Below are 24,185 nucleotides of genomic sequence, written 5' to 3'. Positions count from 1 at the left end.
ACTCGCTGATCTCGGCGGGGTGTTGGGGCTGTGGTCGCTTCGGCGATCACAGCCCTTGGTGTTTGGACGGTGGCGGCGCAGGCGTCAGAACGTCGACAGGGCGACCACCGTGCTGTCGCCCATGACGAAGACTCGATTGCCGTCGGCGGCCAACCGGGCGTACTCGGGCATGGTGAGCGTGTAGCTCCATCCCTTGCTTCCGTCGGCCGCCCGCACCGCGCAGACCGTCATGTGCGTCGCATCGGCGGTGGAACTGGTGTTCAGTGCCCAGACAGCGTTTCCCTGGAGCAACGCGGGGCTCTCTGCCGTCACCGTGTTATAGCCGAGCCACAGCCTGTTGCCGTCCTTCTTGTCCAGGCGCCGGGTGTTGGTGCCCGCGTTGGCGTAGACGGCGTCCGCGTAGACGGCCGGCGGGCCCCACTGATCCCAGTCGGTCTCCCAGTCGCCGAGTTCGGAGTTCCACAGAACCTCTCCGTCACCGAGCCGGCAGGCCCGCATGCTCTTGCCGTTGATGTACACGGTGTCGCCGTGGACGGCAGGGCGGACCGTCACGTCGGCGTGGTCGATTCGGCTCCAGGCCTTGGTGCCGTCGCTGGTGTGTACGACGAGCACGTTGCCGTCTGACGTCGACATGACCAGCCTGCCCTGGCCCGCGCCGGCCGGGTTGAGCAACTTCTTGCGGAATTCGGCGGGAACGGCGGCCGTCCACCGCACCCTCGCGTCCGCGCGGCTCACGCTGCGCAGCTTGTCGTCGAGCGTCACGAAGTACACCGCCTCCTGGTCGACGGCCAGCAGTGTCGCAGCCTCGGCGGCCGGGCAGGTCCACTTGGGTGTACCGGTGGAGGGAACGTAGGTGCGCAGCACTCCCTGCTTATCGGCTGCCACGACGAGCCGGTCCGAGAGTGACAGATAGCCTCCCTTCGTTCTGATGCCGGGTGCGCTCCAGCGTCGGACGCCGGTCCTGACGTCGTATGCCGCAATGCCACCGGTCGCGACACCGAAGATGATCACGTCCCGCACGGGAAGCAGGACTCGTGAGTAGACATCTGCTTCCCCGTTAACCGCCCAGAGTCCGGTCGGCTGGATGTCGGTACCGATGATGTCCTTGACGCCCTTGGTATCCAGGGCGCGCGTGGGGGTGCGGGCCGCGGGAGGAATGTCGAACGGGTCGCTCTTGACCTGCCCGGCACCCTCCCGGCTCCCGCGCGATCCGAGCCACCAGGCCGTCGTACCGCCTCCGGCCACAAGGACCGCACCACCCGCGCCAAGTCCGGTGAGCAGTCGTCTTCGAGGAACGGACGGAGTCGCCCCGGTCGTCACAAGCGTGGTCAGCCGGTGCGCCCCTGCCTCTCGCTCCTTGATGGCGTCGGCAACCGGTCCGCGTCGCCAGACCCGTTCGGCGCCCTTGGGCAAGCCCATGGCCTGGACGATCTGAGTGGGCAGGGGGCGCATAGCCTGCTCCTTGGCCAGGCAGGGGGCGATCAGGGCCCGCAGATCCGGTACGACGGCGTCGAGCCGAGGCTCGCCGTGGACCACCTCGTACTGCACGGCTGCCACATGGGTGCCCTCATACGCCCGTTGGCCACTGGCGGCGTACACCAGAACCGCGCCCAGCGAGAACACGTCGGCTGACGGAGCGACTCGCTGCCCGAGAACCTGCTCGGGCGCTCCGTAGCCGGGGGTGACGGGCACCTGACCGGTGGTGGTGAGGGTGAGGCCGTGTTCCGGCCGCGCGATGCCGAAGTCGATGATGCGCGGCCCGTCCGAAGTGAGCACGATGTTCGGCGGTTTGAGGTCCCGGTGGATGAACCCCGCCGCATGGATGTCAGCGAGAGTGCCGGCAAGCGCGGAGGCCAGTGCCCGGACGGCCCGCTCGCCGAATGGGCCGTGAGCCTCGACTGCCTGGTCCAGGGTGAGTCCGGCGAGGAACTCGGTGGCGATCCACGGCCGTCCGCCCTCGGTCCACGCGCCCAGTACCGCCGCGACTCCCTTGCTCCGCACCGCCTGGGCGGCCTGCGCCTCACGCACGAAGCGCTGGGCGAGGTGGGTGTCGTGGGCGAGTTCGGGCCTCAGCACCTTGACGGCAGATAGGGTGCCGACACCGTCCTGACCGACGTAGACCTTACCCATCCCGCCCTCACCGAGGACGCCGAGAACGCGATAGGGGCCGAGGCGAAGCGGGTCGCCGGTGCCGAGGGGCTTCATGGTGGAGCTTTCTGTCTGGAGGCGGTCGGTCATTTCAGTGGATAGGCGGCCAGCGACTCCAGGTCCACCGCGAGGACCAGTTTCGACTGCGCGTGCTCGTAGAAGGACTTACCGGTCGTCTGGTACGTCGACGCGGTTCCGTGATGCGACAAACTGATCGCTCTCAGCAACGCCCCGTTCTTGTAGTACGCGTAGCGGGTGCCGACGATGGGCCGCCAGCCCGTGAACGCCTCGTCCACCTCGCCGCCCTGCTCGGTCCACAGCACCTGCCCCTCGGCCGCGTCCACCGCCGTGAGACCAGCGTTGGCCCCTACGGAATAGACCACGCCCGCCTTCAGAGTCGGCGGTCCGTACCTGCGCTCGTCCTTGCTCGCCCACACCTGTGCCCCGTCGCTCAGCCGCACGGCGCGGAGATGAGCCCCACCGAGATAGAGGTACCGGTCGTCCACGGCGATCTCGCCGCGTAGGACGTCGGGGTTGAGGACGTCATACGGCTTGTCCCATACGACGGCTCCGGTACGCCTGTTCCGTACGACGATGTGTACGGTCCACTCCTTCACTTCCTGGAACGTGACCAGGAGGTCGCCGACGGCCTTCGCTGCGAGGAAGTGGTGCCGCAGGCTCTTGTCTGGGCGCCTGGGCAGATCCTTGGACCACAGGGTCGTGCCGGATTCCAGGTCGGCGGCGCGCAAGGTCCAGGTCTGTGTCGCCAGGAAGGCATCGATCGGCGAGGCCTTCCCGGCACCCACGGCGACGTACGCAACTCCGTCGGAGATGTTCAGCAGTTGGTGCGCTCCGAGCAACTGGTCATTGGTGCCCGCGAAACGAGCCAGTGTTTTGATGGTCTTTCCGCTGTCGGGCCGGGACGTCTGGAGTGTGACCGCGGACCCGATCATGGAGTCGGTGGAAGGCGCCACCCCGAGCCGGTAGATCTGGCCGTCCGTCACGACCATCTGCCATCCGCTCTCCCAGGTGGTGGACTGCCATTTCTCGTCCCCGTTCGACGCGTTGACGCCTTCCGTGTTACCTCCGGTGGGAACGATGACGGTCCCCGGAACGGTATGGGGGACGACCAGCGCCTCGTACTCCATACCGGTGTGGTGGACCTCGTACTGCCACAGTGGATCAAGGTTCCGGGCTTCGGGGGCGCTTCGGCTCGTGCCCGTCGTATCGCCACCCCCTCCGCTGGACGCCCGTCCGCGCCACCACACTCCGCCCCCCACCGCCGCACCCGTGGCGAGCACTCCGCCGAGGGCGAGGATCCGGCGGCGCGAGAATCGGCCGCCGGACGACGGAGTCGTCGCCATGGGCCCCGGATCGACCACGGGCGCAGGCAGCCGCTGCGGCACCACCGACCAGACGTCGACGGCTCGCCGCCCGATGTCCGCGAGCACCGCATCGGACAGATGGTCGGCGAACTCCCCCTGCCCATCGTGAAGTTGAGCCGCCACTTCATCGGTCCCCGGCCGCTCCCCCGGCTCCTTGGCCAGACACCGGGCGAGCAACGGCACCAGCGGAGCCGGTACCTCACTCAGGTCCGGCTCCGCGTATCGCACCCGGTACAACAGATCCGCCGGCTGCCCGTGCCCGAACGGGCCGCGCCCCGTCGCCGCGTACACCAGCACTCCGGCGAGAGCGAACACATCGCCGGTCGCGTCGTGTTCCTGTCCCGTCGCTTGTTCCGGAGACATGAACGCCGGCGTGCCCACGGCGGAACCCGTACGGGTCAGCCGGTCGTCGCCGATGGCCCGCGCGATACCGAAGTCGATGACCTTCGGGCCGTAGGCGGTGACGAGGATGTTGGACGGCTTGAGATCGCGGTGCACGACGTCCGACCGGTGCAACTGGCCGAGCGCCGAACACAGGGCGGCCCCCAGTGCCCGCACCGACGCCTCGGGCAGCGGTCCCCCGGTCTCGACGGCCTCGTCGAGCGCGGGCCCGAGTACGTACTCGGTCGCCAACCAAGGCGTCTCACCGAGCGCATCCGCGTCCATCACCCGGGCCCCGAACCGATCCCCGATGACCCGGGCCGCGTCCACTTCGAGGCGGAAACGGGTACGGGCCGCAGGATCGGAGGCCATGCCCGCGTGCATGGTCTTGACCGCGACGGTGCTTCCGCCGACGGAACGCGCCACGTAGACGGTGCCCATGCCCCCGCTGCCCAGCCGGGCAATGAGCCGGTACGGGCCGAGGGTGACGGGGTCGTCGTGGGTGAGTGGAGTCGGCATCGGGTTCTTGTCGTCAGGGGCGGTAAGGGTGAACGGCAGCCGCCGGGTGCGGCATTCCCGGCAGCGGCCCTGCCGGGCGCGCCGGTATAGGCAACCGCACTTCAGCGGCGAGCACGGAAGCCGACTGATGAACGACAGCGGCGACGACCCGGGCGGGCAGCCAGCCGGGCCCCAGCAACGTGTCAGCCCGGGAGCCGGCCCCGAACCCACTGAAGCCCGCGAGGACCGGCATGGGTGAATCGGTCGCCAACTCATCAATGACGTCGGAGAGTTGAGGTCGATGCGCCGGATCCCGGGACAGGCATCGGGGAACGAGCGAGCGCAGCACTGAAGGCAACTCGGCCCGCTCCGGCATCGTGTGCCCCGCGGCGGCGTACGCGAGCGTCGCACCCAGCGCGTATACGTCACCCAGCGGACGAGGTTGTCCACCCGCAGCCTGCTCGGGCGGCAGGCCGCCGGCGTCGAGCCCCGGGAGTCCGTGCCGCGGGGCGCCGTCTGAAGCGGCGGCCCGGACCGCCCCGAAGCAGGTGAGCCGCGGCCCGTCGGCGGCTAGCAGCACAGCGGACGGGCACAGCCCGGCGTGGGTCAACTTCTGCCCGTGCATCACCGCAAGCGTCTCGGCCAGCGCTACAGCGAGCGCCCGCACCGTCCGTTCGGGCAGCGGGCCGCCGTTCACGGCGAGGGCGACGGGAAGCGGCAGCGCCGGCACATAGGGCCGGGCGTGCCAGGCTTCGCCGCCCGAAGTGGCGAGTTCGGTGGCCGGGAGGACCCAGGGACCCAGGAGATAACGGGAGGCGTCGGCTTCGATCATGAAGCGCTGCGGGTCGGTGCTCGGCAGCGGTGTGCTCAGCAGCACGGTCCGGTCTCCGTCGGCGCTGCGCGCGATGAAACGCTGCTCCGGGACCGGCGACTGCGCTGCGGTATGGGTGTCGAGCCGGGTGACGACCGTGTACGGGCCGATCAGCCGCGTTGCACGTCGGCCGGCGTCAGGCACGCGCATGTTCACCTTTCACGTGTACGGCTCGGCACAGCAGCAGGGTGGGCGCCTCCCGCGCGCGCCCACCCTGGAGTTGCTTCTAGGAGCCCGACGAGCCTCGTCCGGCTGCGTCCTGCTCGTCCTACTGGAAGTAGCTGGCGGCCTTCTTGTCGCCCTCCATGTAGGTACCGCCCGACGTGTACACGACGTGGCCGATGCCGGTCAGCGCGGTGTGGATGTCGTTGGCTTCCTTGTCCCACTTGTGGAGCTTCTCGTTGAAGGTGTTCTGCGCGTCACCCTCCCAGTACTGCAGGCTCTTCACGACCAGAGCGCGGAGCTCCTGGAGATCCTGCTCCAGTTGCTTCGCCTCATTACCGATCTTGGTGGCCGCGAAGTCCAGCCCGTCATAAGTGACGGAAAGGCCGTCGGAGTTACGGCTCATGCGTGTCTACCTCGTCTCGTTCGTAGGGGCTTGGGCCGGTGAGTCCGGTGGCGTGACTCAGTAGGAGCTCAACGAGGACACGGTCGGAGCGCCGTCCTGTACGTCGATCTTGTTGACCGCCGCGCGGACCTCGTCTTCCTTGCTGTCCTTGATGTTGCGCGTCGCGGTCATCGCCTCGATGACGTCACCGAGGATGGTGCCGATCTTCTGCAGCGACTCGTTGATCTCGTACTGCTTCTTGTCGAAAGCGGCACGACCGATTCCGTGCCACTGCCCCTCAAGCCCATCAATGACACCCTGAAGTCCGTGCACGCGCTTGGCGATACCGTCGTACTTGTCGAGCATCTGCTTCTGAATATCGACTACTGCGGCATCTTCGAGCTTCTGCTTGTTGGACATGGTCAGCTCACCCTTCTTCTATTGACTCTCGTGTTGACTGTCTCGTGGTCCGAACCGGAGATCCCGGTCACCTGGTCCGCCGTGCGCGCATTACGGCTACGCCCACGCCGCCGACGAGGATGACCGCAGCTGCGGCGCCGATGGCAATCCAGAGTGAGTTGCTGTCACTCGACGACTCGGCGGTCGATCCAGCTGCGGAGGTGCCGCCGGTGGAATTCTTTTCCTGGGCTTGTGAGGTGGCCGATGCGGACGGAGTGGATGCGGTCGAGGCCGAACTCGCCGACTTCGCCAGCAGATTGCCGCCGTTCTCCTGCGCGAGCGGGTCGACGTTCGCGGCACCCGCGTTGTAGTTGACGTTGTCCAGGACCATGCGAGGACGGACGAACCCGTAACCGGCGTACTTGCTCGGGTCGTCCTTCGCCCACGAACGGCTCGCCGTGTCGATCAGGGCACGAGTGACCTGGTTGACCGTCCAGTTGGGGTGAGCGGACCAGATGAGGGCGGCGGAGGCGGAAGCGATCGCGGTCGCCGAACTCGTGCCGCCTGTGTCGCAGTACGCACGGAAGGTGGTATCGCACCATCCCGGAATTCCTGTGCCCGGCGCGACGAGGTCGACGTAGTTTCCGTAAGAAGAAAACTTCGCCACGGTGAACGACGAGTTCACCGCCGCGATACCGACCACATAGGGGTAGGCGGCGGGATAGTCGATGTTGCCATCGCCGTTGCCCGTACCCGAGTTGCCTACGGCGGCGATCATCAACTTGCCCTTGGAAGCGGCATACTTGACCGCTTCCTCCTCCTCGGGGCTGACGTATCCGCCGATCGACATGCTGATGATCTTCGCGTCGGTGTCGGCGGCGGCTCTGATCGCCTGCCACGGCTCGGGCGTCTTCTTCTGCTCCGCCGAACCGACCTTGAGGCCCTTGAGGTCGACGCGATACGGGACGATCTTCGCACCCGGTGCCAGCCCCTTCAGTCCACCGCCGGATCCCGTGCCCGCGATCAGCTCGGCCATGCTCGTGCCGTGGCCGTCGAAGTCAACCGTGGAGTGATAGGCAACCGCTTTGGGCACCTCGTCGACCAGAACCTGCCCCTTCAACGACGGCGTGTTCGGGTTCACTCCAGTGTCGATGACAGCGACCTTCACCCCCTTCCCGGTGCTGATCTTCCACATCTGCTCGGCCTGCATCTGGTCCAGATACCACTGCTTCGACTGGGCGTCGGAGGCGGTGGCATTCGGTGCGAACCCGACGCTCACTACGGCCAGGGCACCTACGACAGCGCTCACTGCGCGCCCTCGTCCGGCACGGCGTGTCCTGACGAGCGCAGCCCCCTGGGCTCGTCGGCTGGTCCCTGACTTCATTGCGTTGGCTGTCCTCGCTCGCGTTCAGTTGACGGCCGGCGGCACATCGCGCCGCGGCTGAGTGGGCAGGTGTGTCTCTTCGTTCTCGACGAGGCGGTCGGGACTCGAAGTCTCGTCCCTGTGCCCCCTGTCGCCGGGCTTCCCCTGACTGCCGGATCCGCGTACGAGGCCGGAGCCACCGCGCGTCATCCCGTTGCGCTCGGCTCGGGCAACCGAATTGCGTTCGGTCGGTGTGCCCGTGACGTTCTCGGATGTTCCCGTACTGGTACGCGTGGTCGATGTGCTCGGACTCGGCCGTGTGGCGTTCTCCGGCGCTCCGAAGACTCCCCGCTGCCCCGGCCGACCGGTAGCAGCCCTGGAAGCTGGTGCTTCCTCGGCTCCGACGACGTTGCCACGTGGAATCCTCGACCCGCCCTTGGCCGCATTGCCCGCTGCGTTCGTAGGTCGCCCGCCCACCACGCCGTTGGAACGACCGGCGCCAGTGGCCGGGCCACCATTGGTTCGTGGGGTCGCTGTACCGCTTGCCCGCGGAGTGCCACCGGTGACGCCGCGGCCCATCGGAGACGACTTCGCTCCGGAGGCACTGCCTTTGGCCAGAGATCGGCCGGTCTCGGTGGCACGACCCATCTGGCTTGCGGGCCCGCGGCCGACGGACCGTCCCGTGGTCGAATTCCGCAGGTCCGATGTGCCGCTTCGCCCTTGCGCGGAGACTGGGTTCCGGAGGCCTCCGGAACTCCCGCCGCTCCTGCCGACAGGGCCATTGGGCATGAGAGTTCCGAAGCCACTGTCGAACACGTTGGCCTGGCCACTCCCCGTGGCGGGTGTGCCCATGCCCGGCGGATTCTGGACTGTCGCGGGCACAGTGGTGGTCGGCGGAAGTGTGCCCACGCTGTCGATGTGCGTACGTGTGGGAACGTCAGGAGAGGTCACGTGCCCGGTGACATCCGTGGCAGGGAGCGTGGCATCGCTGACGACATGCTTGCCGCTACTAGCCGTGGCCGACGCGACCGTTGCGTGATGACTCACGACCGACGCGCCATCCCCTTGCGTATGCTGGGACGTGGTCACCTTGTACGCGTCGTGGTTGACCGCCTGAGGCCGCGGAACGCCCACATTCGGCATGGACGTGAACTCAGGAGCCGTGCTGTTCAGAGCCGCCAACTCGTCCCGCGACACGACGTAGTACGACGACAGCCGGTTCATCTGGTTGATCGCCTCTTGGCGATCCTTCTCCACGCGTACCGCGGTAGCGTACTCGTCTTTGTTCGCCACCTTCTCGGCTTCAGTGAACTTCCCAGGGTGCTTCCGCGCCGCTTGCGTGTCGCGAGCAGGCATGGCGCTGCGCACGGATGCCAGGCCCATGGCAGCGGCGGTGATCTGGTCACCCGCGCCTCCGGCGAAGCCGCTCAGGCTGTGCGTCTGGGTGACGAGCTCGCCGCCCCATTTACGGAAAGCGTCACCCGACTTCCCAGCCCACGGGACCCTGTCGATGTGGCCGCTGAGCTCCTCGGCTGCCGCCTTGATCGCGTCACGCGCATCCCACAACGCTTTTCCGGACGACTCCAGGTCCTCAGGATTCGTCCGCTCGACGAGGTCGATCATCTCGTTGAGCGGGCGATTCTCGAAGTCCGTGCGAAGGTTGTCGGATTTTCCACGCACCGAATCGCGGACAGCCTTGCCCTCTGCGGTGGATTCGACCACCGCACGCAGGGGGTTGAACACGATGTTGTCCAGGAGCCCGCTTCCGTGCGGCCGTTCCTCAACACCACGGGCCAAGTCGGTGAACTGATTCTGGTTGGAGACCCGGCTCAGGTCCGCCTTGTGCTGTTCGTCAGTCATCGTCGCCCCCTCATGCACTCATACCGGACTTGCCGGTGTTGGTGCGCTCAGGACCCGAGGCAGTGTTGATCTTCTTGATCTCCGTCTGAATCTCCCAGAACCGACGGCGCTGGTCTTCTTCCACTCCGTCGAAAGTTCCCCGAGCACCCTGCACCGCGATTCCGATCGCCTCGATCTGCAGGTGCAGCGTCTTGGACAGGGACGTGAGTTTGTCGTGGACGGCGTGGTACTCGTCGTACAGGCCGTCCGCTTCGTGGAATGCCCCTCGCCCGCCCCTGTGGAGCGACGCGGCGCTGACCGTCTGCGCACCCACTCGGGTCGGGTTCCCGGCCGACCCCTCAAGATCACGCAGAACCTTGTCGACCCGGTTCACGAAGTCGGTCAGCACATCACTACTCGCCTCCAGGTCCTTCGCCCTGGTAGCCGACACGCCCCCCACCATGTCTGCCGGAAGCACGACGCTCCTCCCCGTTTCCCCGTACACCCATCGGCTGCGGCCAAGCCGCGCCGATCCCATCCACTCACCGTACGATCGCAAACCGAGTCGCACCTGACAACGCGTTTACCACTGTAGTCAACCTGTACATCGGGGCCAACCGGCCTGTGTGTTAACTCAGTTACGAGACCGGCCCAGACGCCACAGTTTGCCCGATTCGCCGGTTCGGCTCCCGTCGGCACACGACCCCTGGTCGCGATACCCAGCCCCCCGACGACCCAATCGTGAGCATGGCAAACCTCTTCGAACGCTGCACCCGTGACGATCTTCATCACATTTCCACACGCGACGGACAGCCAGGCAGGTGCAGGTTCCACAGCCGCCCGCCCAACGGGCGCACCCGCCGTACAGCGAACCGCCGCCCGACATCGCACCGTTCGACGTACGGCACAGCAGCGGAGGTCCCACCCCGCCCCCAGGGCGTTCCGCGATCGACATCGGAAGATCTTTGCGACTACAAAACCTGAGCCTGACAAACCGATTGCTAGGTTGACGCCAACTTTGCCATGACGCGGACGCAGTCATCGGGCAAAGCGCAAACTACGGGGCATAACGGAATACAGCGGTAACGGGGAGGTATCCACGCATGGCGTGGGACGAGTGGGAGCAGCTCAAGGCCCAGGCCGCGGAGCGGCACTCTACGAAGATGGAGCTGAACCAGCTCCCGGCAGACCCGGGTGGCAGCGGCGGTGGGGACAGCGCGCAAGGTGATCTGCGCGTCAGCCAAAAGGACTTGGCCGCGGTCGGCGATGCCGCCTACCAACTCCACCAGGACTTCACCCACTACAGCGCCTACGCCCGCACCGCGGCCGACGGCCTCAAGAAGCAGGGCTTCGCTCTCGGCGCCGCACTCGACCACGTAGCCGAACGCTGGGCCGACCAGACCCGGTCGCTGCTCGACGCCACCGCCCACATCTCGAACCACCTCGACTACACCAAGGGTGCGCACGCCGGCGACGAGGCCTACATCGCCGATTCCATCAGCAGCATCTCCACCCTTGACGAGGGGTTCGACCATCGGAGCGGACAGGGCGGGCAGAACTGATGGACCTCGACGCCCTCCGTTACGGCAACTTCGCCCCGCTCGGCGAGGCGATCACCGACTGGCAGCAGATGACCACGAAACTCGCCGGTCTCAAGAAGGACGCCGAGGACAACCTCAAAGCCAAGGCGGACAAGGCCGATTGGGCAGGTCTCAACGCCACTGTCACACGGGAGTTCGTGGACAAGACGGCGACCGAGTTCACCGACGCGCACACCCAGGCCGACTCGATCACCAAGATCCTCAGCGACACCCGTGGCGAACTCATCGGCTACCGCACCCAGTTGAACGCGGCCATCGACCGCTGCGCCAAGAAGCACCTGACCGTGATCGACACCGGCGACGGCACCTTCGTCGTCACACAGAACACCCGCCCCGACTGGGCGTCCGACCCCAGCGGCGAGACCGACACCACCAGCCAGCAGGAGATCAACGCCCTCCGTGACGAGATCCAGGGCATCCTCACCAAGGCCACGGAGAGCGACAACAGCGCCGCCAAGGTCCTCAAGCTCCTGGTCGACCAGGCCGAGTACGGATTCTCCGACGCGTCGTACAAGGACCGCGACTCCGCCGCCAAGGCCGTAGCAGCAGCCGACAGGCTGGCCAAGATCCTCGACAAGGATCCGAGCGACGTCACCAACACCGAACTCAACGAGCTGAACACCACACTCGCCCAGTACAAGAACGACCCGCTCTTCGCCGAGAAGTTCGCGACCGACGTTGGCCCCAAGAAGACCATGGAGTTCTACGCGAGCCTGGTCGACGATTCACAGTTCGCCGTGAACCCCCGTTCCCGCGAGGGCCTTTCGACCGCGCAGAAGGAACGGATGAAGCTGGTCGAGGGCTTCGAGAAACAGCTCGGAATGACACTGGCCACGGCCAGCCACTCCGACAGCGACTCGATGCGGACCTGGAAGTCCGATGCCATCAACCTGGGCGGCCAGAACGTCCGTCCCAACGGCGAGAATCCCGTCTACGGCTTCCAGGTGATGAGCAACCTGATGCGCAACGGGGAGTACCGGACCGACTTCCTCCACGACTACGGCGACCACCTGATCGCCTACGAGAAGTCGCACACCTCGGACGAGTACGGCGGCCTCCAGCGCCGCGTCACCCGCAAGGACGTACTCCCCTGGGACCACTCCGGCCAGTGGGAGCAACTCCACTACGGCGACGCCAACGACGCCGGGCGGGACCCGATGACCGGGTTCATGGAGGCATTGGGCCACAACTCCGACGCCTCGACCCAGTTCTTCAACGAGGGCGACAACTTCAACTACCTTGCCGACAAGCGTGAATGGCCGGAGGACTACGCCGGCGACCACGCGAAGACCATCGCGGGCTACGACTCGCTGGGCCACGCATTGGAATCCGCGACGACGGGGGCGGCGTACGACGCTCATCCGCCGCAGTTGCACCGGGATCTGGACACGGCCAAGGTCGCGGAGAAGGTGGTTCATCTGTACGGGCGTCCGGCCGAGGGGACGGACGCCGAGCGGACGCAGCTCAGCGGGGCCGAGTTGATGAAGAAGCAGGACGGCATCCAGGACAGCCTCAGCCGCATCGGCTCCGCCTACATCGACGACCTCAACTGGTCCATGGACGATGACGACAAGCATTCCGTCTTCGCCCAGGACGGCACCGGGCGCTCGATGGGCGAGCGTGCGCATCTCCAAGCCTCGGACACGCGAGGTTTTCTGGGCACGCTCGGTCAGGACCCGAAGGCGTACGCGCAGATCGGCACCGCGCAGCAGGTGTACACGACCTCCGTACTGGACGCGCATCAGCCGACCGTGGACGCGAACGGGGTGGTGCACTCTGCCGCGGCCGAGGCGGCTGTGCGGACGGGGGCCGAGGTCCAGGGGATCATTGATCAGTCGCGCGCCGACCAGACGACGGCCGAACACGGAGTCGCGGAGGCGGAATACAACAAGGCTGTGGACGAGCGCATCGCGCGTCAGAAGGAACTCGCCGGCGCCATCGTCGGCGGCGCGTTCTCCTTCATTCCGGAACCGGAGAGCGGTTTGGCGTCGACCATCGTGCCGATCGCGACCGAGAACATCCAGGACCAGACGACCAGCCATATCGAGGACAACCTCGACACCTACGGCGAGAGCCAGCACAGGCAGCTCGCCGACGTGCGTCAAGGAGACCGCAAGGCCATCTACGACGCCGGCTACACCTCCTCCTGGGAGCCGGGGCGTCGTGCGCTGGAGAGGCTCGACGGCAGCGCGTGGCACGCACACCAGGACGACCCCTACCTCCAGGTCAGGGAGAACCTCAAGAACGCCCAGGCCACCGGCTATACCTCCGGCAGCAACGCCCAGCAGGAAGCCGGGAACCTCCCGGTGACAGAATGAAACGGATCGATGGGCTCAGCATGGTGAACAACAGGCTTACCGCTCGCCGTACGCAGGCAGTGGCGATCGGCGTGCTGTGCGCATCGGCACTGGTCGGTTGCTCGAAGGACAACGGATATCAGCCGCAGAAACGGGCCACCGCGGCCTCGGTGTGTGACGGCGCGTTCGACGAACAGGCCGCGCAAGCTCTCCGGTCGTTGAGTGGTGCGACGAGGTTCCAAGAGGTCAAGCGGAAGTCCATCAGCGGAACCTTCACTCAACTGGTCAAGGACCTGAACGCGATCGCGGGCGACTCAGACGCCGACCTCGGTGAGTACCTGTGCCAGTTCACCGCCGTGGGCAAGAAGACGGGGTCCCCCATCCAAGTCGGTTTCAGTTGGGTTGCCGCCAAGGGGGATGGTTCGAGCGCGGCGACCGAATCATCCGAGGCAGCCACCGCCTACACCTTCGCGCGTTCCACGAAGTCCACCGACAACTACGCCTGGGTTTCCTTTCCTTGCGCCCGCGACCAGGGCGATCAGGGCCTCCCTCAGCCCAGCTACCTCACCGCGACGGTCAACACCTTCCCGCCCGGCACGACCGACTCCGCCAAGTCCGCGGCGTACCGCGAGGCCAACATCCGCATGGCCTACTCGGCCGCGGTCAAGGCCGCGAGCACCATCGGCTGCTTCAAGGAGAGCGGTCTGCCGAAGACGCTGGGTGCGCTGAAGGCGCGTCCCGTCACGGCCGGCTGAGCCGCCTTCTCCGAAACTTCACGTCTCGACAATCAAGACATTGCGGACCTGACCAGGACTTTACTCGGGGTGGGTTGCTAGCTTGACCCGACATCGAGTGTCGAGCACGGGGGAAGGGTCCGCCCATGGCGTGGGAAGAGTGGGAGCAGCTCAAGGCTCAGGCCGCCGACAGGCAGTCGACCCACATGCGGTTGAACCATGTCGACGGTGGCGGCGGGACGTATGGGCCCTATGTGCTGCCGGCGTCGTACGGCGATCTCAAGGTCGGGCATGACGACCTGGCCAAGATCGGCAAAGCCGCGCACTCCCTCTACAACCAGCTATGGGACAAGGCTCGCGTAGCGGTTCCCACCAGCGACTCCGCGGCAGGCGATCTCTCGAAGCAGGGTTTCGCGCTCGGAGCCGGGCTTCAGCATGTTTCGGACCGGTGGGAGGAGCAACTGAAGTCCTTGATGGACGCATGCGCACAGATCTCCAACCACATGCACACCACCACGAAGCTGCACGCCGGCGACGAAGGCTATGTCCAACGGCAGATGAGCAGCATCGACGTGCTGGACGCCGGATTCGACGAACGGGTCGGCGCGCCGGGCGACAAGAACCCCATCTACGGAGAAAAGAGCGAGAAGAAGTAGTGACCGCCGGGGCAGAAAGCGGCTCAACCGCGCTGCCCGGTACGGGTATTGGCGCGAATATCACACTCTCTCCTCTCGCTACCTCCAAGGACACATACCAATGCAACTCGACGCTCTCCGCGACGCCAATTTCAAGCTGCTCGACGACGCCGTCACCGACTGGTCGACGCTCGTCGGGCACCTTGAGGAACTGAAGAAGGACGCCGAGGACGACCTTCACCAGGCCGCCAACAAGGCGGACTGGGCCGGCGTGAACGCCCAGGTGTCCAAGGAGTTCATCGGCAAGACCGCGGGCGAGTTCACCGACGCCCACACCCAGGCGAGGACGATTCACAACATCCTCAGCGACACCCGGGACGAACTGAAGAGCTATCACGGGCAGTTGGTCGACGCCATCGAGGGCGGCCGGAAGAAGAACCTCACGGTCATCGGCTATGAGGGCGGTTTCACGGTCACCACGAACGTCCCTCCGGAAGGCCGTGCCCAAGAGGACAAGGACAACGCGACCGACATCACCGCTCTTCGGGATCAGATCCAGGGGATTCTGGACAAGGCGACCGAGAGTGACGACTCGGCCAAGACCGTCCTCCAAGCCATCGCCGATCAGAGCAAACTGGGCTTCACCGATGCCGACTACAAGAACCGGGACTCCGCGGCCGCGGCCGTCAAGGAAGCCGACGAACTGGCCGAGTTGGCGAAGAAGAACCCCGACGACCTGACGGTCGCGGACTTCGACAGACTCAACGCCGGGCTGAAGAAGTACGGTGCCGACGAACTCTTCGCGGAGCGTTTCGCCACGCATCTCGGGCCGCAGAAGACCCTGGAATTCTGGACCGGACTCACCGATGCCAACAGGGGAAACTACGAACTCGGCCACGAACGGCTCGACCAGTTCGATGATCTGCAGCGCAACTTGAGCATGACGCTGGCCCACGCATCGCAGAGCGACTCCGCGGGGATGACCGAGTGGAAGCGCACGATGATCGACATCGGCGACAAGCCGCTGTACGGCAACCACGGTGGTCCGATGGGCTTCCAGGTCATGAGCAACCTCATGCGGGTCGGCGACTACGACGACCAGTTCCTGAAGGACTACGGCACCGAACTCATGGCCACCGAACGGAAGCTCACCGGGAACGGCGAGCACCGTAACGGATTCTGGCAACGCATGGGCGGGGATCCCTGGCTGAACCGGATCGGGGAGGACAGTGGGTCCGATCCACTGACGGGTTATCTGAAGGGGCTGTCCAACAGTCCTGACGCTGCTACCTCGTTCTTCAACCAGGAGTACGTCTCGAAGGACGATGCGGACAACCCGTTCGAGCGGGACACGGACGGCGCCGGAAACAAGGGCAAGGTCTCGCTGTCCAACTTCCAGTACCTGTTCGAGGAGCGGGACTGGCCTCAGGAGGTGGGCTCTCATGGGGACGAGCTTCACACCGGTCAGAACAATCTGGCCCTGGCACTGGAAGCGGCCACCACGGGGCATCCGGCCGGTGAGATTCAGACAGCGGACACACCGGCTCATACCGCGGCGCAGGCTGGGCTGATGAGAGAGATCGTGAACTCCATTTCCGACGATCCCAGCCGACTTAAAGACCACTCCTACATGTCGGACAGCATCGGCCAGATCGGATCCGAGTATCTGCCCGACATTCATCGAGCCATGGCTGACGGCCCGGAAGTCGGCGACGAAAAGTCTGGATGGAACCTGCTGTTTCCGCTCGCGGGTGAAGACGCAAAGCTGGACCACAGTTCCGTGACGCGCTTCCTTGCCACTGTCAGCCAGAATCCTGAGGGTTACAGCGCACTCAGCGTGGGCGAGAAGGCTTACACATCCAGTTTGATGGACTACCACCTGAATCCCGATCTTCCAGATTCCGCGCGTTACCCGCACGATGCGCAGGAAACGATTACGAGCATCTCCCGCAAGTCCGGAGAGTTCAGTGGGCTCCTCGCACAAGGTCGACAGGAAGCCGTTCTCGGCCCGGCTGCCGAAAAGGACGGCGATTTCGATTACGCCGTGAACCAGAAAAAGAACGTGATCTCCGGAATTATTGGAACGGGAGTCGGAGTCGGCACAAGTTTCATTGCCAGTCCCGTGGTTGGTGCTGCTGTCGGCGGGGCAGCGGGAACTGTGACTTCGGTGGTCCTGGAAGACTTCTACAAGGACGAATCCGGTAAATATCGTTCAGAGGTCGGCAGCGACATCGCAACACGTTGGGAGACGGTCAAGGACACGACGACCAACATCAACTACACGGCAGCCAGCGAAGCGGCCAAGGCCCACGGGGCCAACTACTCGGATCAGATCGACACCTGGGTAAGCGAAGGCACCGCAACTGGTTTCAGTGACGCGAACACCGACATCCACGCGATGGCCAAGGATATGGATACCGAGATCCCTGACTGATCCAGGACCCATCCCATCGGAAGAATCGCCAACGGTATTGGAAAACGCAATGCAGGGACTTTTGGGCAACAGAGGACGTCATGCGGTTATGGCCTTCGGAACGGCGCTACTCGTTGCCGTCTCGGTCTCCTGCTCCTCACCGTCACCCACACGCGAGTACGCCACGCCGAAGGATTTGTGCGGCACCGAGATTGAAAGCTCCGCACTGGAACCCGTACTCCCACCGGGCAAGAAGATCAGCGCACAGCCGACGTCCGCAGTCGGGGTTCAACGCTGCCGACTCCAAGTCGACGGGGAAACGGTGTTCTCAGCCAGCACAGAGAAGCGGGCAGCCGGTGTTTCCGCCAGGGACGTGGCCATGTCCGCGCTGGAAGTCGATCCGGACGACGCGAGCACTGGCAACGGACAGGTAATTTATTCGAAAACCGGAGCCGTAAGTAAAGTAGAGTGCCCCGTTTCGGCATCTTCAGGAAGTTCGCTGTGGGTTACGGCTCGGGCAACCCAGGCCTCAGCCGCGTCGGACATGCGGCGGTTCATCGAAGATTACGCAACGGCCATCGCGAAAACGGACGCCTGCCGAAACTAACGCCTCCGCAGGCGTCAGCCACTCGGACGGCGCGCAGTGGAACTCGGAGAGTGACGGGAATTGAGACTCAGGTTTTCTGGACTGCCCGTCTGCGCCGCAGTAGTTGTGGTTGCAGCGGTCGGCTGTTCCGAAGAGCAGAAGCGGGAATACGCACTTCCGACATCGCTGTGCGGCATACCCGTTCCCGCCTCCGCGCTTTCCCATCTGATGCCGACCGGCAAGCAACTAACGGTGAACGAGGCCACTCCGGTTCCTGATGCCCTCACCACCTGCGAGGCGAGTGTCGACGGCGACAAGGTGCTCTCGGTGGAGCAAGAACACCGGGATGCGGGCGCATCGGCCTACGACATCGCGCGGGACCGGTTCGGCGTCAAGCAACCGAAGTCCGTGCGGCAGGGCAGTGCCGCCTATTCGGACCGCGTCGCGGTATCGGTGGTCAAATGCCGCGGTGGAGAGAGTGGCGACGAGGACATCACCATCGCGGTGAAAACCGTCAAGCCTGCGCACCAGGACGAATCAGCCATGAAGGATCTGATTCTGGGTTACACATCCGCTTTCGAGAAACAACAGCCATGCAGTGAAAACTCGTGAATTGACACCATCCCGGAAATCAGCAAGCCCCCTCCCGCATAGCCACCGCCAACCGGTACCCGAAAAAGGTCAGCGTCCCCTCCCTGCCCGCGATGCCCGGCGGCGTGTAGTCGTCCTTCTTCGAGCGAGTCCGGACGACGTGCACGCAGAACGTCTTGTCCGTGCCGTTCGCCGTGACGGTGATGTGAGTGTCGGACTCCGTGTCGGGGTCGGACGGCTCGGTGGTGACACCTGTTTCCGGGGCGTCACCGCCGCCGTTCTCGGTCACCTTCTGCTCAATCAGGGACGCGTAGTCGTCGAAGTAGAGCGGGGTGCCCGACTCGTCGTTCTGGTACGTGTATCCGTCCAGGTCGTCCGTGGCGCCTCGCACCGCGCTCGTCAACTCGTCGTCGCTCCACGACATGTCGTCGACGACACCGAAGCCCTGCACGCTCGTGTAGATGCCGATGCCGGCGATCGTGACAAAGAGGAGGCGGGCCAGAGTGAAGGCAGAGTCCGGGATGTCCGGAGCCGATGGGTTGAAGTCGGCCCGCCACGCGCGTACCCGGTCCGCCTTTACGCAAGCCATGGCCAGGAATACGGCGGACAGGACGAGGCAGAAGATGTTCAGCTTGGTCAGCGCGTCCATCAGCCGCCCGCCACAAGCTTGTTGACATTCCCGTCCATCAATCCCTCACCCCACCCGCAACCCGCCCCCGCCGCCTCCGCGCATCCCGCAAAGCCACCGCACTCCCCCCAAGCCCCGCCACGACAACCAGCCCGCCGACGACCACATACGTCCCCAACCGCGTGTTCCGCTCGTCCGCCGTCTCGCCGAAGTGCAGTGGGGCGACCGACGGGGCCTCGCCCTTCGCTACGCCGCCCTCGGGCTTGGGGGTTTCCACGGGGTGTTCGGGGTCCACGTCCGTGAGGGCCTTTACCGGGTCTACGACGCCCCAGCCGACCAGGCGGTCGTGGCCGGAGATCGTGCGTTCCGCGGTCTGTTCGATCTGGGCGACGATCTGCTGGGCGGTCCACTTGGGGTACTTGGCCTTCAACAGGGCCGCGACGCCCGCGACATAGGGCGCCGAGAAGCTCGTACCGTTGTCGGAGCAGTGGCCGTTGCCCGGGACGGTGGAGATCATGTCGACGCCGGGGGCCGCCACGCCGACGAACTCGCCGGACTGGGAGAAGGAGGCGCGTTCGTTGTTGCGGTCGGAGGCGGCGACGGCGAGGACGCCCTTGTAGGAGGCCGGGTAGGTGATCTGGACGGTGCCGCCGAGGCCGTCGTTGCCGGCCGAGGCGACGACCACGACGTTGTGGCCGAGGGCGTAGTCCACGGCCTGTTGGAGGCTGTCGGCGGGGGCGATCGCGTTCGCCGTGTCCTGGGAGATGTTGATGACGCCGGCGCCTTTGGCGACGGCGTCGCGGATGGCCGTGGCCAGGGTCTCGGCCGTGCCGTCGCCCTCCGCGTCGTTCTGCTTGATCGGGATGATCGTGGCGTCGGGGGCCAGGCCGACGAAGCCGGTCCCCTTGGCGGGGCGGGCCGCGATGATGCCGGCCACGCGCGTGCCGTGGCCGACCGTGTCGGTGGTGCCCTGGCTGTTGCCGCGGTCGATCTTCTCGCCCTTGGAGTTCTTGGTGGGCAGGAGGTTCTCGCCTGCCGACGCGTCGACCGCCTTCTTCAACTGCGGATTCTTGACGTCGACCCCGGTGTCGATGACGGCCACCTTGACGCCCTTGCCGGTGGACTGGGCCCACAATTCGTCCAGGTTGACGCGTTGCAGCGCCCAGGGGCGGCCCGTGTACTGCTTCGACGGGAACGTGCACTGGCCGTCGTCCGCCCGCGCCGGGGTCGCCAGAGCCAGCGACACAGGAAGCGACAGCGGGACGGCCGCCAGCGTCGACGTCGCCAGCGCGACCCTCAACATCCTTGTGATCAGCATGAGTTGTGGTCCCTTCCCCTTCCCCGTCTCGCCTACGAACCCTGCGGCTGCCGTGCCGCCGCCTCCGACAGGCGCGGGCCCGTCGGCAGGAACGTCGACCACTCGGCGGGGACCGGGGCAGGGGTGACCTTCTCGTAGCCGAGGCGGGTCTGGGCGATCTTGGCCTCGCTCAGCTCCTCCTTGCGCTGCTTGGCCGTCGTACCGATGCCGCTGTCGTCCGTGGCGCTGTCACTGTTGGACTGCAGGGCGTAGCGCAGGCCCGTGTCGGTGACCAGGAAGACCGGGCCCGCGTCGGCCTCGGTGCCCATGACCTGGCGGAAGAGCTGGCCCGAGCCGGCGGTCACGTAGGCGCTGGAGGAGCCGGTGGGCAAGGGGGCGGGGAAGTCGGTGCCTGCCCAGGTGGACAGCGTGGTCTTGTTGCCGCTGCCCACCGAACGCAGCACATTGCAGACCGTGTTGCGGCCGCTGGTGGCGCTGGTGCCGTCGTTGACCGTCTTCGGCCGGTACGTCGGCCAGTTCTTGTCGGCCTCGAACGTCGTGCTGTCGGCGACCGCGCCCGGGCTGACCGGCTGCGCCTCGCCCGTCTGTCCGACGGGGACGAGGTCACCGCTGTTGAGCAGGAGCGTGGCGGTGAACTCCGAGATGCGGGCCACCTTGCCGGGCAGCACCACGTAGTACTTCAGCGCCTGGCCGTCGTTGGCCTTGATGACCTCGCCGACCTTGTCGTACGGCCGCATGTCCGCGGCGGCGAAGGCGTTCGCGGTCGCGCCCGGGGTCCCGTCGGTGATCTTCGGGATCGCGATCGGGTCGCCCTTGTGGAGGGTGTCGAGCCACTCCTGGGAGACGCGCTGCGGGGCGCGGCCCTGGGTGTCGAGGGCCTTGAGGAGTTCGTTGTCGGAGGGGTCGGCGAGGGGGTACGCGGTGCCTTTGGCGTCGACGACGTACTGGGACTTGCCGTCTGGGCCTACGACGTACATGAGGTCGCCGCCGGAGAGCTTGTTCCCGCCCTCGGTCTTGGACCAGTCCTTCTTGGAGAAGACGAACGCGGCCTTCTGGATGGAGCGACCGCCGGCGGAGGGGCTCTCGCAGACCGCCCAGCGCTTCGCCGCCTCGGCCTCGCCGGAGGAGGGCAGGCGGTCGGGGGCGTACGGGATGCCGATGGTGGCGCCGTGCGGGAGCTTGCCGTTGTCGAGGACGTCCTCGTCGACGGTGATCACGCTGTCCTTGTTGGGATCCAGGAGGAGTTTGGCGGAGGCCATGTTGAGGACCGGGTGGAGCTGGGCCTCCTTGCCGGTCTTCAGCACCACGTACCGGGTGGTCGACTCGCTCGCCACGATGACGTGCGACTCGACGTCGGACCAGCCCTTGGGGGCCGTCGGCTTGAACATGCCGATACCGCCGAACACCGCGAGGATCACCACACCCACGACGATGCCGGGCACCAGCGCACCCAGCGGTTTCGGGGCACCTTCCTCCGAACCCGTCGGGGACGGTTGCAGGAAGGACGCGAGCGTGCGGCGCTTCGCGAAGGTGTAGGCGTTGAGTTCATCGCGCCGTGATGCCATCTGTGTCCGCTCTCTCCCCGTGCGGAGCCGTGGAGGACCTGTGGAGATTCGTCCCCCGCCCCCGATTGCCTCTGATACCTCAGGTGTCAGACCCGCCCCCTACTATGCCTGTTGCGTGGGTGTGCTTGTGTCACGGGTAGGGTGCTCGGGCCCTGAGGGGACCGGAGCGCGGCGCGTCGCGCAGGGAATGCCGCAGGGAATTCGGGAGAGTTCGGGGGTTTTGGAGTGATGGCTACCGCAACGCGGAACCGGTCGCGATCGCAATCCGCATCGGGATCGGGTCATGTGAGCGTTTCGGGCCCGTACCGCGGTTCCTTCACGCCGCATCTGAAGTCGCGCTCGGGGCGCGGAGGTTCGTTCACCACCCAGCGGCTGGTGCTGCTGGAGGCCGCGGCCGCGTTCGTGGTGTCCGGCTGGCTCATCGGCCCGATGGCGCTCATGCCGGCGGTCGTGGTCGCCGCGCTGCTCGTGGTGCTCGCTGTCGTACGACGCCGGGGGCGCTCCCTGCCGGAGTGGCTGGGCACGCTGCTGGCGCTGCGGTCCCGGGTGCGGCGGGCCGCGAGCACCCCGGTGCCGCCGGGGACCGACGCGGGTCTGGCGCCCGCCGTGGAGTGCGACCCGAATCTGCGGACGTACAGCTACCACCGCGGCGACGACCGCGACCAGCGGCCGGTCGGGATGGTCGGCGACGGCGACTTCCTCACCGCGGTGCTCCAGGTGGAGTCGGACGCGGGCGCGCTGCGTGCCGAGCGCGGTCGCAGACCACTGCCGGTGGGCCTGGTCCGGGACACCCTCGAAGTCGACGGGATCCGCCTCGAATCGGCGCAGATCGTGGTGCACACGCAGCCCGCGCCCGCGCTGCATCTGCCGCAGCAGTCGGTCGTGGTGAGCAACTACGCGCCGCTGCAGGCCCAGACGGGCTCCCCCGCCGTCCGTATCACCTGGATCGCGCTGAAGCTCGACCCCGAGCTGTGCCCCGAGGCGGTGGCCGCGCGCGGGGGCGGGCTGGTCGGCGCGCAGAAGTGCCTGGCGCGGTCTGCGGAGCATCTGTCGAGCCGGCTGAGCGGTGCCGGTCTGCGGGCCAACGTGCTCTCGGAGGAGGAGCTGACGGCCGCGATCGCCACCTCCGCGTGCGCCAACCCGATGGTGACCGCGCAGGCCGGGCGGAGCGAGGCGCCGCAGCGGCGGACCGAGGAGTCCAGCCGCAGTTGGCGCTGCGACAACCGCCGGCACACCACCTACTGGGTGCGCCGCTGGCCCCAACTGGGCGATTCCGGCACCTCGTTGGCGCAGCTCGTGGCGAGTCTGACGGCGGTGCCCGCGCTGGCGACGACCTTCAGTCTGACGCTGGCCCATGGGGAGCGGCAGGACGTGTCGCTCACCGGGCATCTGCGGATCACCGGCCGCAGCAACCAGGAACTGACCGACGCGCGGCGCGAGTTGGAGCAGGCGGCCCGGCAGGCACGGACCGGGCTCGCCCGCCTGGACCGTGAACAACTCCCCGGCGTTCTCGCCACGTTGCCCCTCGGAGGTGCCCGCTGATGACCACGACGACCACCGAGCCTCCGGCCGACGGCCTCACCTCCCGGCTGCGCTCCGGATTCGGCCTCCTCGGCCCCCGCCACCCCCGCCACTCACTGCCCGTCGACCAGGTGGAGGCGCTGTCGCTGCCCATCGGGGACGACGGCGTGGTGGTGGGCATCGACCCCGAGGGCCGGCCGGCCGTGCTCGGGGTCAACCGCCCGACGCCGTACGACATCCTGCTCATCAGCGGTCTGTGGACGGCCCAGGTGCTGGCGCTGCGCGCGGCGGCCACCGGAGCGCGCGTCGCCGTAGAGACGGGACGGCCGCAGGCCTGGATGCAGATGGTGCACGCGATGGGCGGCGGACAGAACGGCCTCGCCGTCTACGAGGTCGGCCGCGTCCCCCCGCAGGGCGCCTCCGCCGGTACGCCGGTGCTGGTGGTCCGGGACTGCGGTATGCGGCCGCCGCGCGGGCGGGTGACATCGGCGCCCTGGCAGTCCGTGCTGACGCTGCTGCCGTATCTCAGCCCGGTCGCACCGCGGTTGATGCGTCAGGCGCGACTGGTGGGTGTGCAGCGGGTGTCGCCGGACGAGGCGGCGGAGATCGGGCGTGTGATCGGGCTGCCGCGCGCCGACCTCGACGCGCTGCCCACGTTGCCCGACGGCGTCACGCTGTGGTGCACCGAGCGGGACCGCCAGTACGTGATGACTCAGCCGACGGACCCGGAGGTCGGACTGCTGGGCGTGGCCCGCCGCATGGACTGACCTCACCGCGGAAGCGTCCCGTTTGTCTGATTTGGCGGATCCCCAGGGGGATTTGATCCGCTATCGCCGGTCTCGGTTGTGTGGTGGTGCACGAAGGG

At 66.6% G+C, this 24,185-nt stretch carries 19 protein-coding genes; 8 read left to right on the top strand and 11 right to left on the bottom strand.

Translation table 11 applies throughout. The annotated features are described in order from the left end of the window. Window positions 1-84: 84 nt before the first annotated feature. The 8 genes from AB0M63_RS37100 to AB0M63_RS37065 all read right to left on the bottom strand — a co-directional run bounded on the left by AB0M63_RS37100 (window position 85) and on the right by AB0M63_RS37065 (window position 9,909). Window positions 85-2,205 carry a PQQ-binding-like beta-propeller repeat protein gene (locus AB0M63_RS37100; RefSeq protein WP_366022455.1) on the bottom strand — a complete coding sequence of 707 codons (2,121 nt, stop codon included), beginning with the start codon at window positions 2,203-2,205 and terminating at the stop codon, window positions 85-87. A 29-nt stretch (window positions 2,206-2,234) separates the two neighbouring features. Continuing rightward, window positions 2,235-4,433, bottom strand: a complete 2,199-nt coding sequence (locus tag AB0M63_RS37095; protein WP_366022454.1) for a protein kinase — start codon at window positions 4,431-4,433, stop codon at window positions 2,235-2,237. Window positions 4,434-4,446: 13 nt separating this feature from the next. Beyond that, window positions 4,447-5,433, bottom strand: a complete 987-nt coding sequence (locus AB0M63_RS37090; protein ID WP_366022465.1) for a serine/threonine protein kinase — start codon at window positions 5,431-5,433, stop codon at window positions 4,447-4,449. Between the two features lie 118 nt (window positions 5,434-5,551). Further along, complete coding sequence (locus AB0M63_RS37085; protein ID WP_355924190.1) at window positions 5,552-5,851, bottom strand: WXG100 family type VII secretion target; 300 nt, start codon at window positions 5,849-5,851, stop codon at window positions 5,552-5,554. A 57-nt stretch (window positions 5,852-5,908) separates the two neighbouring features. Further along, window positions 5,909-6,250: a WXG100 family type VII secretion target gene (locus AB0M63_RS37080; protein WP_355924192.1), complete on the bottom strand. Its 342-nt coding sequence runs from the start codon at window positions 6,248-6,250 to the stop codon at window positions 5,909-5,911. A 67-nt stretch (window positions 6,251-6,317) separates the two neighbouring features. Next, window positions 6,318-7,538 (bottom strand): S8 family serine peptidase, encoded by a 1,221-nt coding sequence (locus AB0M63_RS37075; RefSeq protein WP_366022453.1) that lies wholly within the window; start codon window positions 7,536-7,538, stop codon window positions 6,318-6,320. A 99-nt stretch (window positions 7,539-7,637) separates the two neighbouring features. Further along, entirely contained in the window at window positions 7,638-9,452 is a 1,815-nt protein-coding gene (locus AB0M63_RS37070; RefSeq protein ID WP_355924196.1) for a hypothetical protein, read from the bottom strand. A 10-nt stretch (window positions 9,453-9,462) separates the two neighbouring features. Further along, window positions 9,463-9,909: a hypothetical protein gene (locus tag AB0M63_RS37065; RefSeq protein ID WP_355924198.1), complete on the bottom strand. Its 447-nt coding sequence runs from the start codon at window positions 9,907-9,909 to the stop codon at window positions 9,463-9,465. Between the two features lie 625 nt (window positions 9,910-10,534). Here AB0M63_RS37065 and AB0M63_RS37060 point away from each other — a divergent pair. The 6 genes from AB0M63_RS37060 (at window position 10,535) to AB0M63_RS37035 (ending at window position 18,309) form a co-directional block, all read left to right on the top strand. Continuing rightward, complete coding sequence (locus tag AB0M63_RS37060) at window positions 10,535-10,993, top strand: hypothetical protein (protein ID WP_366022452.1); 459 nt, start codon at window positions 10,535-10,537, stop codon at window positions 10,991-10,993. Then, window positions 10,993-13,350 carry a hypothetical protein gene (locus AB0M63_RS37055; RefSeq protein WP_366022451.1) on the top strand — a complete coding sequence of 786 codons (2,358 nt, stop codon included), beginning with the start codon at window positions 10,993-10,995 and terminating at the stop codon, window positions 13,348-13,350. The genes AB0M63_RS37060 and AB0M63_RS37055 overlap by 1 nt, the downstream gene beginning before the upstream one ends. A 59-nt stretch (window positions 13,351-13,409) precedes the next feature. Further along, a complete protein-coding gene (locus AB0M63_RS37050) occupies window positions 13,410-14,084 on the top strand; it encodes a hypothetical protein (RefSeq protein ID WP_358849588.1) in 675 nt (224 codons plus the stop codon). A 125-nt stretch (window positions 14,085-14,209) separates the two neighbouring features. After that, on the top strand, window positions 14,210-14,719 hold the full coding sequence (locus AB0M63_RS37045; RefSeq protein WP_366022450.1) for a hypothetical protein: 510 nt from the start codon (window positions 14,210-14,212) through the stop codon (window positions 14,717-14,719). Between the two features lie 100 nt (window positions 14,720-14,819). Continuing rightward, window positions 14,820-17,132 carry a hypothetical protein gene (locus AB0M63_RS37040; RefSeq protein WP_366022449.1) on the top strand — a complete coding sequence of 771 codons (2,313 nt, stop codon included), beginning with the start codon at window positions 14,820-14,822 and terminating at the stop codon, window positions 17,130-17,132. 691 nt (window positions 17,133-17,823) lie between these two features. After that, window positions 17,824-18,309, top strand: a complete 486-nt coding sequence (locus tag AB0M63_RS37035; RefSeq protein WP_366022448.1) for a hypothetical protein — start codon at window positions 17,824-17,826, stop codon at window positions 18,307-18,309. A gap of 19 nt (window positions 18,310-18,328) precedes the next feature. On the opposite strand, the gene AB0M63_RS37030 is transcribed toward AB0M63_RS37035, so the two are convergent. Genes AB0M63_RS37030 through eccB form a run of 3 tightly spaced genes read right to left on the bottom strand, consistent with a single transcriptional unit; the run spans window position 18,329 to window position 21,799 of the window. Beyond that, window positions 18,329-18,937, bottom strand: a complete 609-nt coding sequence (locus tag AB0M63_RS37030) for a hypothetical protein (protein WP_366022447.1) — start codon at window positions 18,935-18,937, stop codon at window positions 18,329-18,331. 37 nt (window positions 18,938-18,974) lie between these two features. After that, on the bottom strand, window positions 18,975-20,234 hold the full coding sequence (gene mycP, locus AB0M63_RS37025) for a type VII secretion-associated serine protease mycosin (RefSeq protein WP_366022446.1): 1,260 nt from the start codon (window positions 20,232-20,234) through the stop codon (window positions 18,975-18,977). Between the two features lie 32 nt (window positions 20,235-20,266). Continuing rightward, a complete protein-coding gene (gene eccB, locus AB0M63_RS37020) occupies window positions 20,267-21,799 on the bottom strand; it encodes a type VII secretion protein EccB (RefSeq protein ID WP_355924213.1) in 1,533 nt (510 codons plus the stop codon). A 228-nt stretch (window positions 21,800-22,027) separates the two neighbouring features. On the opposite strand from eccB, the gene eccE reads away from it, so the two are divergent. Both eccE and AB0M63_RS37010 read left to right on the top strand, forming a co-directional pair. Beyond that, a complete protein-coding gene (gene eccE, locus AB0M63_RS37015; RefSeq protein WP_355924215.1) occupies window positions 22,028-23,341 on the top strand; it encodes a type VII secretion protein EccE in 1,314 nt (437 codons plus the stop codon). After that, window positions 23,341-24,087 (top strand): hypothetical protein, encoded by a 747-nt coding sequence (locus AB0M63_RS37010; protein WP_355924217.1) that lies wholly within the window; start codon window positions 23,341-23,343, stop codon window positions 24,085-24,087. The genes eccE and AB0M63_RS37010 overlap by 1 nt, the downstream gene beginning before the upstream one ends. Window positions 24,088-24,185 lie beyond the last annotated feature (98 nt).

Source organism: Streptomyces sp. NPDC051576 (assembly GCF_040681835.1).
GTDB lineage: Bacteria > Actinomycetota > Actinomycetes > Streptomycetales > Streptomycetaceae > Streptomyces.
Note: the sequence above shows the minus strand (reverse complement) of the source record. Positions and strands in the feature narration are given on the sequence as shown.